Raw genomic sequence first — 15,441 nt, 5'->3', positions numbered from 1 at the left:
CTGCTTTTGAGGCTCGGGCGGGTACGTTTCCTCGAATGATCTCGAAGGGCTGTGAGCAGTGCGCGAAAGGTGGCAAGATGGTGCTGTTCGTCTACGGTTACTGCGACCAGCGCGACTGCTTTTACTGCCCGCTCGGCGAGAACCGCAAGAACGTCACCGACGTCTACGCCAACGAGCGACTCGTCGAGAGCGACGAGGACGTTCTCACCGAGGCGAATCGGATGGACGCGCTGGGCACGTCGATCACCGGCGGCGAGCCCCAGGAAGCCCTCGACCGGACCTGCCACTATCTCGAGCTACTCAAAGACGAGTTCGGCGAGGACCACCACACGCACCTCTACACCGGCATCACCGGCGGGCGCGAGAACATGCGCCGCCTCTCGGAAGCCGGTCTCGACGAGATTCGCTTCCACCCGCCGTACGAACAGTGGGGCGACCTCCACGGCACCGAATGGGAGGACATCCTCTACATCGCCCGCGAAGAGGGGCTGACGCCGGCCTTCGAAATTCCCGGCATCCGCGCCGAACCGGAGTTCCTCGAACTGATCGACGAGGGGGCCGCCGAGTTCTGTAACGTCAACGAGTTCGAGATGAGCGACGGCAACTACCGACGGATGCAAGAGCAAGGCTTCGAGCTCAAAGAGGATCACATGAGCGCCGTCGACGGCTCCCGCGAGGAGATCCTCGAGGCCATGGGCGACCACGAGAAGGTCTACTTCTGTACCTCCGTCTTCAAGGACGCGGCCCAGCACCGCCGCCGCCTCAAACGCATGGCCCGCAACGTCCGCCGCGAGTTCGACGATGTCACCGACGACGGAACGCTCGTCTACGGCAAGGCCTACACCGACCCCGAGCGCCTCGAGGCCCTCGGCGTCCCCGAGGAGTTCTATACCGTCAAAACGAACCACGTCGAGGTCGCCTGGTGGCTCTTAGAAGAGATGATCGAGGAGGGTGACCTCGAGGATGGTGAAATCGTCGAGCAGTATCCGACATACGATGGGCAGGTCGTCGAGCGGACGCCGCTGGCATAAGTGCCGCGAACGAGCGGGGCGCGGTTCGGAGCGAGCGCGGTTCGGAGCGAGCGCGGTTCGGAGCGAGCGCGGTTCGGAGCGAACGTAGTGAGCGAGAACCGCGGGGATGCGAACGGCGAGCGGAGCGAGCCGTGAGCGAACGTAGTGAGCGAGAACCGCGGGGATGCGAACGGCGAGCGAAGCGAGCCGTGAGCAAACGGAGTGAGCGAGGGCATAGAGGAATTCTACTCGGCAGATATTTTCGTCAAAAGCGGTCACGAGCGAACTGGCTCACAGCATTTGTGCACAGTCTAAGGATCGTCCCGCAGCGTGCAACGGACGAAAACGGCCGTTACGGACCCGTTCTATCCCCGCAACCGTCGAACGGGTCACTGTCGCTTATCGGGGTTGTAATAATGGCAACCGACCGGGTACGACGGGATACGATGCAATTCCGAACCGTCGCTGTTATCGCAGTCGCACTGCTCGTCGCGCTCTCCGGGTGTAGCGGCCTCGGGGGATCACAAGCGGACGAGCCGTCGAGCGAAGATGATACGGAATCATTGAACGAGAGCGAAACGGAAACGAACGGATCCGACGACTCCGCCGATTCGGACGGATCCGAGGGAGACACGAACGACGGAGACGGCGGCGGGGACGACACTGCGAACGCGGAGTGGCACCCACCGGAGGAACCGAACCGACCGATGGAAGACAAACGCGGGGATCGGATCAAATCGATGACGTTCGTCGACAAAGAGCCCGCGGCGAACGGTGACGGCTACTCGAACTTCAACCTCGAGGTCGTCGCCAACACGAGCATGGAGAACGTCGATCCGCCGGAACACGGTGACGTAGAGGGTGAGCCGTACTTCTTCGTCAAGATCAACGAAGACAAGCAGAAACTGATCGAACGCACGGGCGAAGTCCGCATGGAAGAAAACGGCACGTTCCACATCGATGTTCGTCCCGCTGGGATCGAAGAGTTCGGGGCCGGCCCGTTGACCGTCGAGGTCTACCTGATGGACGAGGACAAGGATTGGGACGACATCTACGCCTCCGTGGGCAAGAACATCGACTACAATCCGGAAACAGAGACCGACGACTCGGCTACTGCCGATGATTCCGATACTACCACGGATTCAGAAACTGAGACCGACGACTCGACTACTACCAACGAGTCCGACAATTCTACTGATTCGGAAACGAGCGACAACTGACCGGTAAACCGACACCACAGCGGTTCGAACCGCTCAGTTAGTTTCGGTCGGATCGACACCGGGCAGCGTGATGAGGTTCTCCCGGCCGATACGGAGCTTCTCGATTTCGTCGTCGTCGTCCATCTTCGAGAGTAATTGCGACACCTTGGCGTTCGACCAGCCGGTCTCCGAGACGATGGTTGCCTGCTTCATCCGGCCGCCGTTTCGCTCGAGCAGGCGGAGGACGCGTTCCTCGTCGCTCAACAGTTCCGGATCGATGTCGTCGGCGACCTGCTCTTCGAACTCGAGGCGAGTGCCGGAGCCGGTATCGCTATCGTCGATACTGGTCCGGCCAGGCGCGGGCGCTTGGCTCGTGGAACTTGCCGCACCGGTCGCGGGACCGGGACCGTCGGACGCGTCACCCGACGAGGTCCGCTCGCTAGCGCTCCGGCCACCGATCCCGATCGACTCGAGCACCGGGAACCGCTCGGTCGGAATCGGCAGGTCGCTCAGCCCGTCACGTCGGAACAGGAGATACCCACCGATCCCAGCGGTGACGACAATTCCACCGATAACGAGAAGCCACCACCACGACAGGTCCAGGGGCCCCCCGTTCCCACCTCCGCTCCCGGTCTGGACGAACACGATCTCGAGTTCGTCGCTCGTGAACTCGTACGGACCGTCCCACGTGAGCGGAGTCGGGGTTTCGAGCGCGTAATTCGACTGCGTCTCGACGACGAGCCGTTGGCCCCCGTATAACCCCATCCACGTACCGCTGTCGGTCCGGAACGCGTCACCGAAATAGATCCGGTCGTCCTCGACGGTGGCGAAGTTCGTCCACGTAACCGAGTACGAGATGACGCCGATCCGGATGTCCTCGCCGTCGGCTCCGCTCGGCGAATCGACGATCCGCGGCTCGTCCCAACCGGCGTCTTCGATCGACATGTCACGGCCAGTCGTCCGCTCGGCGGTCTGTCGAGCCTCATCGAATCGGTCGAGATCGAACGTGGCATCGTGCCGACCGGCCTCGAACTGCTCGGCATAGTCTTCGAATAGCGCTTTGTCTTCCGCGCTCGTTATGCGAAAGCGGCTCTCGAACGTCCACCGGACGTCACCGTTATCCTGAACGGAGAGCCGAATGATCTGACTCGGTACGGGCCGCTCGAGCGGCGGATCCGATTGCGCGGTAGCCACGGACGGAAACGCTGACTTAACCGGGAGGGATCGGGGCGAAGTGACGAAGTGGGAGGGCTGTGCGACACCTGACAGCGAATGGGACCGATCGCCGACCGTAGCCGCCCGATCGTATTCGGACGGCGTCTCGGCTGCAGCCGGCGCGACGGCCACCGCCCCAAAAAGGGACATCGTGAGGAGGGCTGTGAGGGCGAGTGTGACGGCGGTGGTTACCCGCATGCGTACCAACGGTGGTTTCCCGGGGGAAAAAACACTTTCCATCGGAAAATAAAACGTTACTAACGGCCGTGAAGGGTTTCCGCGGCGGAGAGAGGGTTTCCAGTGAGCGGTAAGCAGTTGATATACCGATCTTTCGATCGGGGCACTCGCAGTTACTGGGAGTGCGACCGGTTTTTATATCAGGAGAGCATAGAGTCGGCCGATGAACCGCGCGATTCCGCCACTCCTCGCAGTACTTCTCGGTTTCTCGCTGCTCGTCGCCCCCATCGTTGCGGCTCCCGGAAACAGCCTGTCGGCGACCCCCAATTCTTCCCTTCAGCAGCTGTCGACCGCAGATGGATCCGACTCCGATCTACAGGTGTTAGAGAACACGACGAACCGCCTCTGGCTCAAGAACGCAGCTAGAAGCGAGCACGCCAGACCCAGCTACGGTGTCGGTACGATGCTCGCAAGTATGGACGACGAAATCCAGGCCGATCACGCGCAATACGCCATCGTCGACCGAGGGTTCGACGATGCGACGGCCGAGGAAAAACGAGTGATGCTCCGGGACGCGTTCGATCGGATCAAAGAGCGATCCGACGCGATCGAGTCACGCGAACGGCGGGCCGTGAGAGCGCACGCGAACGGGGCCCTGTCGAGCTCGCGGTTACTGGAGACGCTGCTTCGAAACTACGAGGAAGCCGCAGTCCTCTCCAAGTCACTCGAGAAGCTCGATGACCGGTCGAGCGGAGTCTCGAACAGCTCGCTGCCGATCGAGGACGAACAGGGAAGACTCGAGATGCATCGGACCGAGGCCCGATCGCAGCTGGCGGCGGCGACGCGCGGACAGGAGAGGACCGACAGCGAGACCACTGTTACCGTCGAAACCTCCGAGAACGGCTACGTTATCTCGATGCTCAACGAGAACTACGTTCGTGAGGCCGTCCGATTCGACAACCGAAACGTCTCAGAACCGTCCCAATTTAGCGGTCTCACCGACGCGTACCAGTATACACTCGAGATGTATCCGTGGGCGAACGAGACGAGGTCGTCACCGTCATTTAACATGCACACGACGGTACAGCTGTACAAGCTCGACATTAGCCACGATCACGGTCACCTCCAGACGTACCTTGACGGAGGAACCAGTGACATTTACCGGGAAGCGCAGTTCCTGAATCATGATTCGTTACCGGTGGCGTCGCAGCAACCCGTAACAAAGGGAGGACTGGATCTGATGGTCAACAAAACGGTGGGTGACGGGCCGAGCGAACTCATCGTCTCGGATTCGGAGACCAGTGAGTTGCGATCGGCGACGATCAGTATCAATGGGGCAGAAGTCGGCAAAACAGGCGCCGACGGGACGCTGTGGTTCGTACCACCCGGAGGCGGATACGAGCTGACCGTGGAGACGACAACCGGGAAGCGTATCAGCACGAGCATCAGCGGATAGATTGAGAGTAGTCGACGGCGGCTCCCCTCGACGAGCTCGAGCGACTCTTTATATCGGATCGGGCGGCCACGGGACGTGTGACAACTGGCCTGCTGACCACGGGATCCGCGTCAGCGAGCGCACCCGAGTCGAACCGGGGCATTAGTCCGGTCGTCGCCGTCCTCATACTGGTCGCACTCACCGTCTGTCTCGCGGCCGTCGTCGCGGTCGGCGTCGGCGCGTGGTCGCTCGAGTCGCCCGGGCCGACAGCAAACTTCGAACTCGAGGCCGACGGAAACGACTCATCGATCGCGATCGAGCACGTGGCCGGCGATTCGATCGACGTCGATGCGCTGTCGGTAACGATCGAAATCGACGGCACGGAGTTGGACGCACAGCCGCCGATTCCGTTCGTCGGTGCGAAGGGATTCGACGGCGCGCCCGACGGCCCGTTCAACGCGAAAAGCGATTCGACGTGGACGTCGGGGGAACGGGCCGGCGTGTCGATCGCTAACAACAGCCCGACGCTCGCGGCGGGCGATTCGGTCACGGTTACGCTCACCGTCGATGGGCGACGGGTGGCTACCCTCGAGACGACGGCGACGTGACGAGGGCTGCGATGGCCGCTTGATCACTCCGGTGCGCGACCGATCGTCGTGATGGCGACATCGGGATCGTACGACGGTCCCATGAACGCATGTTTCACGTCCTCGAAGCCGGCGGTTTTGAACATGCGATCGGCCTCGTACTCGTCGTAGAAGAGCATAATCGAGTCGGCCACCAGCTGACTGACGACGTTGTCGGGATAGTTCGGTCCGACGACGAGCACCTGTCCGCCGGGTTTGAGGACACGACGGAACTCCCGCAATGCGAGGATCGGGTTCGGCCAGTACTCGATTGAGCCGGAGGACCAGACGACGTCGAACGTATCGGTCGCGAACGGCAACCGCTCGGCGTCGCCGCGGTGGAAGTGCACCGGCGGCGCGCGGGTGCCAAACTTCTCGTACGCCTGTGCGAGTTGGTGTTCGCTCTGGTCGAGCGCGTAGACCTCGTCGACGTGTTCGAGCAGCCCCTCGGTCGCGAAGCCGGTACCGCAGCCGACGTCGAGGACGGTCATGTCATCCTCGAGTTCGAGCAGCGAGAGGGCCTCGCTACGCATCTCCGCGTTCCAGATGAAGGGGTTCACCCGATCGTAGACCCGCGAGAGGTACTTGTAGAACAGTCGGGCGCGGGCCTTATTCTCGAGAAGTCCCATTTGTGACGAGTTTCGGTCCGATCGCCATATGTCTGCTGTTCCCGGCGCTCCGAACGTGATGTAAGTAGATATTACCGCCCGTTTGGACCGGGTCGCGCTGAGTTAGTTTCGCAACTACCATATACGCGCTCTGGCAAACGTCCGACTGCTTAGAGTATGCCGAGGCCACAGGTTCTCGAACGAATTAAGTCGGCGGAAGCGGAGGCCGACGAGATCGTCGCACAGGCAGAAAACGACCGCGACGAGCGAATAGCCGAGGCCCGGGAACGAGCCGAGGAGATTCGCACGGAAGCGGAACAGGAGGCCCAAGAGTTGACGGAGCGCCGCCTGGAGGACGCTCGCGAGGAGATCGATGCGGAGTGCGAGCGGGTCCTCGAAGAAGGCGAACGCGAGCGCGAGGCGCTGGCCGAGCGCGCCCGGGATCGGGTCGACGAAGTGACCGACCACGTCGTCGAACTGTTCCAGGAGGACGTCCATGCTCAGACCTGAGCGGATGAGCAAGGTCTCGGTGACCGGGTCCAGGGGCGTCATGCCCACGGTTATCGAGACGGTTCACGAACTGAATCTCGTCCACCTCTCGGACTACGACGGCTCCTGGGAGGGGTTCGACAACGGCGACCCAATGGCGGGTGCCGAGCAGTCCTCCGAGAAGTTGGTGACCGTCCGCGCCCTTGAGAGCACCCTGGAACTATCGGCCGACGAGGCCGAACCGGGAACGCTCGAGACGGGCTGGGAACAGCGACTCGAGGAAGTCCGGACGCGAGTCAACGAACTCGACGATCGCCGCGGGGAGATCAACGAGGAACTCCGGCAGATCAACGAGAAGATCGACCGCGTCGCTCCGTTCGCGGAGCTCGGTATCGACCTCGACCTGCTGTCGGGGTACGAGACGGTCACCGTCCTCGTCGGCGAAGGCCCCCTCGACGAGGTCGAGGCGGCCGTCGACGCGTCCGAGGATATTCGGGCGTTCGAGACGTTCACCGGTGGCGATATCGTGGCTGTCGTGGCCGCACCCACCGCGGACGCCGACGAAGACCCGATCGACGATGCGCTGGTCGGTGTCGATTTCACCCGTTACGAGGTTCCCGACACCGAGCGGAGTCCGGACGACTACGTCGACGAACTCGAGACGCGCAAGCGTGAACTCGAGTCACGTATCGACGAGATCGACGCGGAGTTCGACGTGATCAAGGGTGAGGAAGCCGCATTCCTCCTTCGCGTCGAGGAGGAACTGACCGTCGAGGTCCAGCAATCCGAAGCGCCGCTGCAGTTCGCGACAACCGAACACGCGTTCGTCGCGGAGGGCTGGCTCCCGACGGACGAGTACGATCGACTCGTCACCACGCTGAACGACGCCGTCGGCGACAGCATCGAAGTCGAGGAACTCGTGCGAGCCGATTACAACGATGAAGGGTATCCGACGCACACGGAAGACGTCGACCACGGCGGACCCGGTGGCTCGGACGAGACGACTGACGAGGAGGAACGAGAGGCTGCGACTCGAGAGGTGGCCGCCGACGGTGGCACGACGGCGACCGGTAGCACCGGCGTCGTGACGATGGTGGACGAACCGCCCGTCGTGCAGGACAACACCGGTGCGGCGAAGCCATTCGAGTTCCTGCTCAGGATGATCGACCGACCGAAGTACAGCGAACTCGATCCGACGATATTCCTGCTGTTGACGTTCCCGGCGTTCTTCGGGTTCATGATTGGCGACCTCGGCTACGGGATCCTGTACACGACGATCGGGTTCTTGCTGTACAGTCGCTTCGACAGCGACGTGATTCGGAGCCTCGGTGCGATCGGGATGTGGGCCGGCGGCTTCACGATGCTGTTCGGTATCCTGTACGGGGAGATCTTCGGCATGCACGTCCTGGGAGATATCCTCTTTGGCGGCTCGCCGCCGATGCACAAGGGTCTCCAGCCGGTGTACTCGAAGTACAGCCAGACGTGGCTCATGCTGAGCGTCCTGCTCGGTCTGCTCCACCTCACCGTCGGCTACATCCTCGGCTTCATCAACGACATGAGCCACGGTGTCGCCGAATCCTACTTCGAACACGGTTCGTGGGCGCTGCTCATGCTCGGCTTCTGGGCCTGGATTTTCAGCCTTCACGGCGTCGGATCGGCGCCGGAGTACGACGGCCCGAAGCCGTCGTTCCTCTACACCTCGCTCGGTAACGGATCCGAGGCGGCGTACGAACTCGGCTTCACGGGCCTCCCAGCCGAGGTTGGTCTCTACATCGGCATTCCGGTCGCGGTGATCGGGCTGGTGACGATGATCTACGGCGAGGTCCGACACTACGGCGTGCTCGGGATCATCATCGGCGCGCTCGAGAGCTTCAGCGTCCTCGGTGACGTGCTCTCGTACCTGCGGATCGCGGCGGTCATTCTCGCGAAGGCAGGTATGGCGTTCGTCGTCAACATGCTGTTCTTCGGGGTGTACGTCGTCGAGACGGAGTCCGGTGCCGAGTGGCACTTCGGAACGAGCCACGCGCCCCAGCACATGCTCGAGCAGGGAACCTATCACGGCCACGAGGTAACGGAGGTCATGTTCAACGGCCTGCTCCACGGCGGGATCGGCATGGCCATCATCGGCGTGTTCATCCTCGTCCTCGGCCACATCGTCGTCCTCCTGCTCGGTGTCACGAGCGCCGGCCTGCAGGGGATCCGCCTCGAGTACGTCGAGTTCTTCAACAAGTTCTACGAGGGCGGCGGCCGAGAGTTCAGCCCCTTCGGCCACGAGCGTTCGTCCGACGACGACTGAGACGACCGCTCACCGTTCTCTGCTGTATCTATCAACTGTCATCGGCTACTCGAGCGGCAGCTCGCAGTGTTCTTGGACCTGCTCGGAAGCGAGAACGAGTCACAATCGCTATACGGTATTCGATGTCACTCGTTAATAGAGCGAAATAGAGCGCGATAGTAGCCACTGAAAGTCACTGCACACCTGATCGAACGACGACGTTGCGATCAGTGTGAAAATCGTTTCAGTGGCTACGATAACGACTCGTCGGCGAGAGCACCTCTCGATTGGCCCCGGTCTCGAGACGAGTGAACGAGCGACACAGCCGGTCGGAAATCGGAAAATGTAATATCCTCCGTGAAGGGAGCTCAGCGGCTACACGACGGGATTCGGCAATATGGTTTGGGAAGTTTTATGAAGACGGTGGGGAGTAGTAGAACCTGTCCGGTTTCACAACCACAAGAGAACACGTAATCATGATCGAACCTCTACCTGACATCGCGATCGCCATGAACAGTCTCGCAGAGAACGTCGTCCTGCAGCAAGACGGTGCCGCGGGCGGCGGCCCATCGATCGAGCAGGGGGCGGCAGCTGCACTCGGTATCGGTCTCGCAGCGATCGGCGCAGGGTATGCGGAGCGCGGTATCGGTGCCGCAGTCGTCGGCGCGCTCGCCGAAGACTCCATCTCGCCAGGTATCGGGATCCTCCTGACAGTCCTGCCCGAGACGCTCGTGATCTTCGCGCTGGTCGCGCTCTTCGTCTAAAGCGTTCTATCGAACTTTCTTACTATGAGTCTGGATACAGTCGTTGAGGACATTCGAGAAGAGGCTCACGCGCGTGCGGAGGACATCCGATCGGAGGGCGAAACGCGCGCCGAAGAGATCGAGTCGACCGCCCAAGCAGACGCAGACGAAATCGTCGCCGACGCCGAAGCCGACGTCGAACGCGAGATCGAGCAGTTGCGCGAACAGCGACTCTCCAGCGCGAAGCTGGAGGCGAAACAGAAGCGCCTGGAGGCACGCCGTGACGTCCTCGGCGAGGTCCGTGACGCGGTCGAATCGGAACTCGCCGCACTCGAGGCAGACACCCGCGAGGAACTCACCCGCGACCTGCTCGACGCAGCGAGCGCCGAGTTCGACGAGGGCGACGACGTCAACGTCTACGGTCGCGACGAGGACGCCGAACTGATCGAGTCGATCATCGACGACTACGACGGCTACGAGTACGCCGGCGAGTACGACTGTCTCGGCGGCGTCGTCGTCGAGAGCGACCAGTCCCGCGTCCGAATCAACAACACGTTCGACTCGGTGCTCGAGGACGTGTGGGAAGACAACCTCCAGGAGATCAGCAACCGACTCTTCGAACAATGAGCGCAGGTGCCTCAAATCCGGAATATGTGAACGCTCGCGTTCGGTCACGCCGAGCCACGCTGTTCGCGGACGAAGACTACCGCAAGCTGATCCGGATGGGGCCGAGCGAGATCGCGCGGTTCATGGAAGAAACGGAGTACGAGCGCGAAATCAACGAGCTCGGAACGCGGTTTTCGGGCGTCGACTTGATCGAGTACGCACTGAACCGCAACCTCGCGAAGCACTTCGACGATCTTCTGGAGTGGTCGAACGGACGACTCTACGACCTCATCGCCCGGTACCTCCGGAAGTTCGACGTCTGGAACATCAAGGTGATTATCCGCGGGATCTACACCGACAGCGATCCCGAGGAGATCCGGACGGACCTCATCCGCGCCGGCGAACTCGACGAGCGGACGATCGATCGGCTGGTCGAGGTCGACGAGATCGATGACGTGATCGAGCTACTCGACGGATCGATATTCGGCGAGCCGCTGGCGTCCGCCACCGAAGCGTTCGAGGAGACCGGTGCGCTCATTCCGCTCGAAAACGCGCTGGACCGAGCGTTCTACGAGAACCTGCTCGCAGACCTCGGCCGGCCCTACGAGGGGCCGGAGGCGAACTACGTCGAGTTTCTCGAGGCCGAAATCGACTTTCGAAACGCTCGGAACGCGTTGCGTCTCGCACGGAGCGGGGCCGACCTCGATCCGGCGAGCTACTACATCGAGGGCGGCGTCCTGTTCAGCGAGTCGGAGCTAAGCCGACTCGTCGGCGACTACGACGCGCTCGTCGATCACATCGCCGAAAACGGCCGCTACGGCGACCGGCTCTCGGACGCGCTCTCGCGGCTGCGAGAAGCTGATAGCCTTATCCAGTTCGAGCACGCACTAGACGCTGCGTTGCTCGAGTACGCGGACACGCTCTCGAGCATCTATCCGACCTCCGTGTCGGCCGTGCTGTCGTACATCCTCGCGAAGGAGCGCGAGGTGGAAAACATTCGCGCGATCGCACGGGGTCGCGAAGTCGGCCTTTCCGAGGACGAAATCGAAGAGGAGCTGGTGATTCTATGAGCCAGGAAATCGCAGTCGTCGGCAGCCCGGAGTTCACGACCGGCTTTCGCCTCGCGGGCGTCCGCCGATTCGAGAACGTTCCGGACGACGAGAAGGATGAACGGTTAGACGACGCGGCGATGACTGCCCTCGAGGACGAGGGCGTCGGTATCGTCATCATGCACGACGAGGACCTCGACTATCTGTCGCGGAACGTTCGACAGGACGTCGAAACGAGCGTCGAGCCGGTCGTCGTCACCATCGGCAGCGGCACCGGTGGCGGCGGCCTGCGCGACCAGATCAAACGCGCGATCGGGATCGACCTGATGGACGAGGACGAAGACAGCTAAACTATGAGCCAGGCAGAAGACATCGAATCCGTCGACGAAGACGGTGTAATCGAAAGCGTGAGTGGTCCCGTCGTGACCGCCACGGACCTCGACGCCCGGATGAACGACGTCGTCTACGTCGGCGACGAAGGACTGATGGGCGAGGTCATCGAAATCGAAGGGAACCTGACCACAATTCAGGTGTACGAGGAAACCTCCGGCGTCGGCCCGGGCGAACCCGTCCAGAACACGGGCGAACCCCTGAGCGTCGACCTCGGACCCGGCATGCTGGACTCCATCTACGACGGCGTCCAGCGGCCACTCGACGTCCTCGAGGAGAAGATGGGGACCGCGTTCCTCGACCGCGGGGTCGACGCCCCCGGGATCGACCTCGAGAAGAAGTGGGAGTTTACCCCAGAAGTCGAAACGGGCGATACCGTCGAACCCGGCGACGTCGTCGGGGTCGTCGAAGAGACCGTCACGATCGACCACAAGGTCATGGTGCCCCCGGACTACGAGGGCGGTGAAGTGACCACCGTCGGTGACGGCGAATTCAACGTCGAGGAGACCGTCGTCGAACTCGACAACGGCGAGGAGATCCAGATGCACCAGGAGTGGCCGGTCCGCGAGGCCCGACCCGCCGGTGACAAGGAGACGCCAACCGAACCGCTGGTGACGGGCCAGCGCGTGCAGGACGGCCTCTTCCCGCTCGCAAAGGGCGGGACGGCGGCGATTCCCGGCCCCTTTGGCTCCGGGAAGACCGTCACCCAGCAGCAACTCGCCAAGTGGTCCGACGCGGACATCGTCGTCTACATTGGCTGTGGCGAGCGCGGCAACGAGATGACGGAGGTCATCGAGGACTTCCCGGAACTGCCGGACCCCCAGACCGGGAACCCGCTGATGGCCCGAACCTGCCTCATCGCCAACACGTCGAACATGCCCGTCGCAGCGCGTGAGTCCTGTATCTACACGGGAATCACGATCGCGGAGTACTACCGCGACATGGGCTACGACGTCGCGCTGATGGCCGACTCCACCTCGCGGTGGGCCGAGGCCATGCGGGAGATCTCGAGTCGACTCGAGGAGATGCCCGGCGAAGAGGGCTACCCCGCGTATCTGGCCGCTGCGCTCTCGGAGTTCTACGAGCGCGCCGGCAAGTTCCAGCTAATCAACGGCGGCGAAGGGTCGATTTCGGTCGTCGGCGCGGTCTCGCCGCCGGGCGGCGACTTCTCCGAGCCGGTCACCCAGAACACGCTGCGTATCGTCAAGACGTTCTGGGCGCTGGACGCCGACCTCGCGGAGCGTCGGCACTTCCCCTCGATCAACTGGAACGAGTCCTACTCGCTGTACAAGGACCAGCTCGACCCGTGGTGGGAGAGCAACGTCGCCGGCGACTGGTCGGAGACCCGCCAGTGGGCGGTCGACGTGTTAGACGAGGAGGACGAGCTTCAGGAAATCGTCCAGCTCGTCGGCAAGGACGCGCTGCCGGAGGACCAGCAGCTCACGATGGAGGTCGCACGCTACATCCGTGAGGCCTGGCTCCAGCAGAACGCGCTCCACGACGTCGACACCTACTGCGAACCCGAGAAGACCTACCGGATGCTCGAGGCCATCAAGACGTTCAACGACGAGGCCTTCGAAGCGCTCGAAGCGGGCGTCCCGGTCGAGGAGATTCAGGACGTCGACGCCGCGCCGCAGCTCAACCGGATGGGCACGGCCGAGGAGTGGAACGAGTTCATCGACGACATCGAGAGCGACCTCGCAGATCAACTGCGCGCACTGTATTAAACAATGAAAGAGTACCAGACTATCACGGAAATCAGCGGTCCGCTGGTGTTCGCCGAGGTCGACGAACCGGTCGGCTACGACGAGATCGTCGAGATCGAGACCGAGGACGGGCGAACGCTGCGCGGCCAGGTGCTGGAATCGAGCGAAGGGATCGTTTCGATTCAGGTGTTCGAAGGGACGGGCGGGATCGACCGCAACGCCTCCGTTCGCTTCCTGGGCGAGACGATGAAAATGCCCGTCACCGAGGATCTGCTCGGACGGGTGCTCGACGGCTCCGGCAACCCGATCGACGGCGGTCCGGAGATCGTTCCCGACGAACGACAGGATATCGTCGGCAAAGCGATCAACCCCTACTCGCGGGAGTACCCCGAAGAGTTCATCCAAACCGGCGTCTCCGCCATCGACGGCATGAACACGCTGGTTCGGGGCCAGAAGCTCCCGATCTTCTCCGGCTCGGGGCTGCCCCACAACGAACTCGCGCTCCAGATCGCCCGACAGGCGACGGTTCCGGAGGAAGACGAATCGGGCGAGGGCTCGGAGTTCGCAGTCATTTTCGGCGCGATGGGAATCACGGCCGAAGAGGCCAACGAGTTCATGGACGACTTCGAACGCACGGGCGCACTCGAGCGCTCGGTCGTCTTCATGAACCTCGCGGACGACCCCGCAGTCGAGCGGCAGGTCACGCCCCGACTCGCGCTCACCACGGCCGAGTATCTGGCCTTCGAGAAGGACTACCACGTGCTCGTCATCCTGACGGACATGACCAACTACTGTGAGGCACTGCGGGAGATCGGTGCCGCACGCGAGGAGGTCCCGGGACGCCGTGGCTACCCCGGATACATGTACACCGACCTGGCGCAGCTCTACGAGCGTGCCGGTCGAATCGAGGGCAAGGAGGGGTCGGTCACACAGATTCCGATCCTGACGATGCCCGGCGACGACGACACGCACCCGATTCCGGACCTGACCGGCTACATTACCGAGGGCCAGATCATGATGGATCGGGACCTCAACAGTCAGGGGATCGAGCCGCCCGTCAACGTCCTGCCCAGCCTGTCGCGGCTGATGGACGACGGGATCGGCGAGGGCCTGACCCGTGAGGACCACGGCGACGTCTCCGACCAGATGTACGCCGCCTACGCGGAGGGTGAGGACCTGCGCGACCTCGTGAACATCGTCGGTCGCGAAGCCCTCTCCGAGCGGGACAACAAGTTCCTTGACTTCGCCGACCGCTTCGAGACGGAGTTCGTCCAGCAGGGGTACGACACCAACCGCTCGATCGACGAGACGCTCGATATCGGCTGGGATCTGCTGTCGACCCTGCCGAAAGAGGCGCTCAACCGGATCGACGAGGAACTCATCGCGGAGCACTACCGCGAAGACGAGACGGCCGAAGCCGTGCAGGCCGACTAATCGTCGCGGATCGCCCGCGTCCAGTTTTTGCCGTTTCAATCGTCCATTTGTGACTCAGCGACGCCTCGAGCGCCAGCCGACGCGGACCAGTGAACAGAGAAGTAACCTGGAAAGAAGGGGTGCTGGAGAGATTCGATTCCTGTTGGAATAGAAAAATAAATGCAGTGGAGACGCGGTATCTATTAGTGATGGCTGATTCAGTAGTCGCCCTTTGTATCGGTGTCATCTTTGGGTTTGCATTACTCATCTATGAGTCCGTTTTGACAGTATATATCGAAAATCGAATCGATGAACGTGGGATAACCGTTCTACAGATATTGGGTACAGGTGGCGGATCGGGAGTGCTGATCTGGCTCACGGACACCTATCTCTCGTCGTTCGTGTACGGGCTCGCCGGACTCGTACTCGTGGTTGTTGCGGTTGCTATCGGTAGCCGATGGGGAACAGGTTGGCTGGCTTCGGAGTGAAGGCGCTCGACT

15 protein-coding genes are annotated in these 15,441 nt (G+C 62.2%); 13 read left to right on the top strand and 2 right to left on the bottom strand.

Translation table 11 applies throughout. From position 1 onward, the window contains the following. Nucleotides 1-35: 35 nt before the first annotated feature. Together CP556_RS09485 and CP556_RS09480 are read left to right on the top strand one after the other, a co-directional pair. Nucleotides 36-1,031, top strand: a complete 996-nt coding sequence (locus tag CP556_RS09485) for a radical SAM protein (protein WP_098727347.1) — start codon at nt 36-38, stop codon at nt 1,029-1,031. Between the two features lie 425 nt (nt 1,032-1,456). After that, nucleotides 1,457-2,230 carry a hypothetical protein gene (locus tag CP556_RS09480; RefSeq protein WP_098727346.1) on the top strand — a complete coding sequence of 258 codons (774 nt, stop codon included), beginning with the start codon at nt 1,457-1,459 and terminating at the stop codon, nt 2,228-2,230. Between the two features lie 33 nt (nt 2,231-2,263). On the opposite strand, the gene CP556_RS09475 is transcribed toward CP556_RS09480, so the two are convergent. Further along, the gene (locus CP556_RS09475; RefSeq protein ID WP_176548159.1) at nt 2,264-3,622 is read right to left on the bottom strand and encodes a helix-turn-helix transcriptional regulator; all 1,359 of its coding nucleotides are present in this window, start codon (nt 3,620-3,622) and stop codon (nt 2,264-2,266) included. Nucleotides 3,623-3,824: 202 nt separating this feature from the next. Here CP556_RS09475 and CP556_RS09470 point away from each other — a divergent pair, with 202 nt between their 5' ends. After that, on the top strand, nt 3,825-5,057 hold the full coding sequence (locus CP556_RS09470; RefSeq protein WP_098725392.1) for a DUF7096 domain-containing protein: 1,233 nt from the start codon (nt 3,825-3,827) through the stop codon (nt 5,055-5,057). Between the two features lie 140 nt (nt 5,058-5,197). Continuing rightward, entirely contained in the window at nt 5,198-5,644 is a 447-nt protein-coding gene (locus CP556_RS09465) for a type IV pilin domain-containing protein (RefSeq protein WP_098727344.1), read from the top strand. Between the two features lie 23 nt (nt 5,645-5,667). Here CP556_RS09465 and CP556_RS09460 read toward each other — a convergent pair whose 3' ends face one another. Further along, entirely contained in the window at nt 5,668-6,291 is a 624-nt protein-coding gene (locus tag CP556_RS09460) for a methyltransferase domain-containing protein (RefSeq protein ID WP_098725391.1), read from the bottom strand. A 156-nt stretch (nt 6,292-6,447) separates the two neighbouring features. Between CP556_RS09460 and ahaH the strand changes: the two genes are divergently transcribed. The 9 genes from ahaH to CP556_RS09415 all read left to right on the top strand — a co-directional run bounded on the left by ahaH (nt 6,448) and on the right by CP556_RS09415 (nt 15,429). Then, nucleotides 6,448-6,780 carry an ATP synthase archaeal subunit H gene (gene ahaH / locus CP556_RS09455; protein WP_098725390.1) on the top strand — a complete coding sequence of 111 codons (333 nt, stop codon included), beginning with the start codon at nt 6,448-6,450 and terminating at the stop codon, nt 6,778-6,780. After that, the gene (locus CP556_RS09450; RefSeq protein WP_255291438.1) at nt 6,767-9,055 is read left to right on the top strand and encodes a V-type ATP synthase subunit I; all 2,289 of its coding nucleotides are present in this window, start codon (nt 6,767-6,769) and stop codon (nt 9,053-9,055) included. The genes ahaH and CP556_RS09450 overlap by 14 nt, the downstream gene beginning before the upstream one ends. A 488-nt stretch (nt 9,056-9,543) precedes the next feature. Further along, nucleotides 9,544-9,798, top strand: coding sequence for a hypothetical protein (locus CP556_RS09445; protein WP_394340731.1), 255 nt, complete (start codon nt 9,544-9,546; stop codon nt 9,796-9,798). A 24-nt stretch (nt 9,799-9,822) separates the two neighbouring features. Next, nucleotides 9,823-10,404, top strand: coding sequence for a V-type ATP synthase subunit E (locus tag CP556_RS09440; protein ID WP_098725388.1), 582 nt, complete (start codon nt 9,823-9,825; stop codon nt 10,402-10,404). Beyond that, nucleotides 10,401-11,453 (top strand): V-type ATP synthase subunit C, encoded by a 1,053-nt coding sequence (locus CP556_RS09435; protein ID WP_098725387.1) that lies wholly within the window; start codon nt 10,401-10,403, stop codon nt 11,451-11,453. Before CP556_RS09440 ends, CP556_RS09435 begins: the two co-directional genes overlap by 4 nt. Beyond that, nucleotides 11,450-11,782 (top strand): V-type ATP synthase subunit F, encoded by a 333-nt coding sequence (locus CP556_RS09430; RefSeq protein WP_098725386.1) that lies wholly within the window; start codon nt 11,450-11,452, stop codon nt 11,780-11,782. Before CP556_RS09435 ends, CP556_RS09430 begins: the two co-directional genes overlap by 4 nt. A 3-nt stretch (nt 11,783-11,785) precedes the next feature. Continuing rightward, entirely contained in the window at nt 11,786-13,549 is a 1,764-nt protein-coding gene (locus CP556_RS09425; RefSeq protein ID WP_098725385.1) for an ATP synthase subunit A, read from the top strand. A 3-nt stretch (nt 13,550-13,552) separates the two neighbouring features. Further along, on the top strand, nt 13,553-14,962 hold the full coding sequence (locus CP556_RS09420) for an ATP synthase subunit B (protein WP_098725384.1): 1,410 nt from the start codon (nt 13,553-13,555) through the stop codon (nt 14,960-14,962). An 89-nt stretch (nt 14,963-15,051) separates the two neighbouring features. Further along, nucleotides 15,052-15,429, top strand: coding sequence for a hypothetical protein (locus CP556_RS09415; RefSeq protein WP_141551662.1), 378 nt, complete (start codon nt 15,052-15,054; stop codon nt 15,427-15,429). Nucleotides 15,430-15,441: the final 12 nt, after the last annotated feature.

It is taken from the genome of Natrinema sp. CBA1119, from assembly GCF_002572525.1.
Classification (GTDB): Archaea; Halobacteriota; Halobacteria; order Halobacteriales; family Natrialbaceae; genus Natrinema.
The sequence above is the reverse complement of the archived record's forward strand: the minus strand, read 5'-3'. Positions and strand labels throughout refer to the sequence as shown.

Bases quoted from the DNA above. Each gene is read 5' to 3' on its own strand.
- CP556_RS09485 (WP_098727347.1), top strand. From the start codon at position 36: ATGATCTCGAAGGGCTGTGAGCAGTGCGCGAAAGGTGGCAAGATGGTG.
- CP556_RS09420 (WP_098725384.1), top strand. From the start codon at position 13,553: ATGAAAGAGTACCAGACTATCACGGAAATCAGCGGTCCGCTGGTGTTC.
- CP556_RS09445 (WP_394340731.1), top strand. From the start codon at position 9,544: ATGAACAGTCTCGCAGAGAACGTCGTCCTGCAGCAAGACGGTGCCGCG.
- CP556_RS09480 (WP_098727346.1), top strand. From the start codon at position 1,457: ATGCAATTCCGAACCGTCGCTGTTATCGCAGTCGCACTGCTCGTCGCG.
- CP556_RS09460 (WP_098725391.1), bottom strand. From the start codon at position 6,291: ATGGGACTTCTCGAGAATAAGGCCCGCGCCCGACTGTTCTACAAGTAC.
- CP556_RS09430 (WP_098725386.1), top strand. From the start codon at position 11,450: ATGAGCCAGGAAATCGCAGTCGTCGGCAGCCCGGAGTTCACGACCGGC.
- CP556_RS09470 (WP_098725392.1), top strand. From the start codon at position 3,825: ATGAACCGCGCGATTCCGCCACTCCTCGCAGTACTTCTCGGTTTCTCG.
- ahaH (WP_098725390.1), top strand. From the start codon at position 6,448: ATGCCGAGGCCACAGGTTCTCGAACGAATTAAGTCGGCGGAAGCGGAG.
- CP556_RS09440 (WP_098725388.1), top strand. From the start codon at position 9,823: ATGAGTCTGGATACAGTCGTTGAGGACATTCGAGAAGAGGCTCACGCG.
- CP556_RS09450 (WP_255291438.1), top strand. From the start codon at position 6,767: ATGCTCAGACCTGAGCGGATGAGCAAGGTCTCGGTGACCGGGTCCAGG.
- CP556_RS09435 (WP_098725387.1), top strand. From the start codon at position 10,401: ATGAGCGCAGGTGCCTCAAATCCGGAATATGTGAACGCTCGCGTTCGG.
- CP556_RS09425 (WP_098725385.1), top strand. From the start codon at position 11,786: ATGAGCCAGGCAGAAGACATCGAATCCGTCGACGAAGACGGTGTAATC.
- CP556_RS09475 (WP_176548159.1), bottom strand. From the start codon at position 3,622: ATGCGGGTAACCACCGCCGTCACACTCGCCCTCACAGCCCTCCTCACG.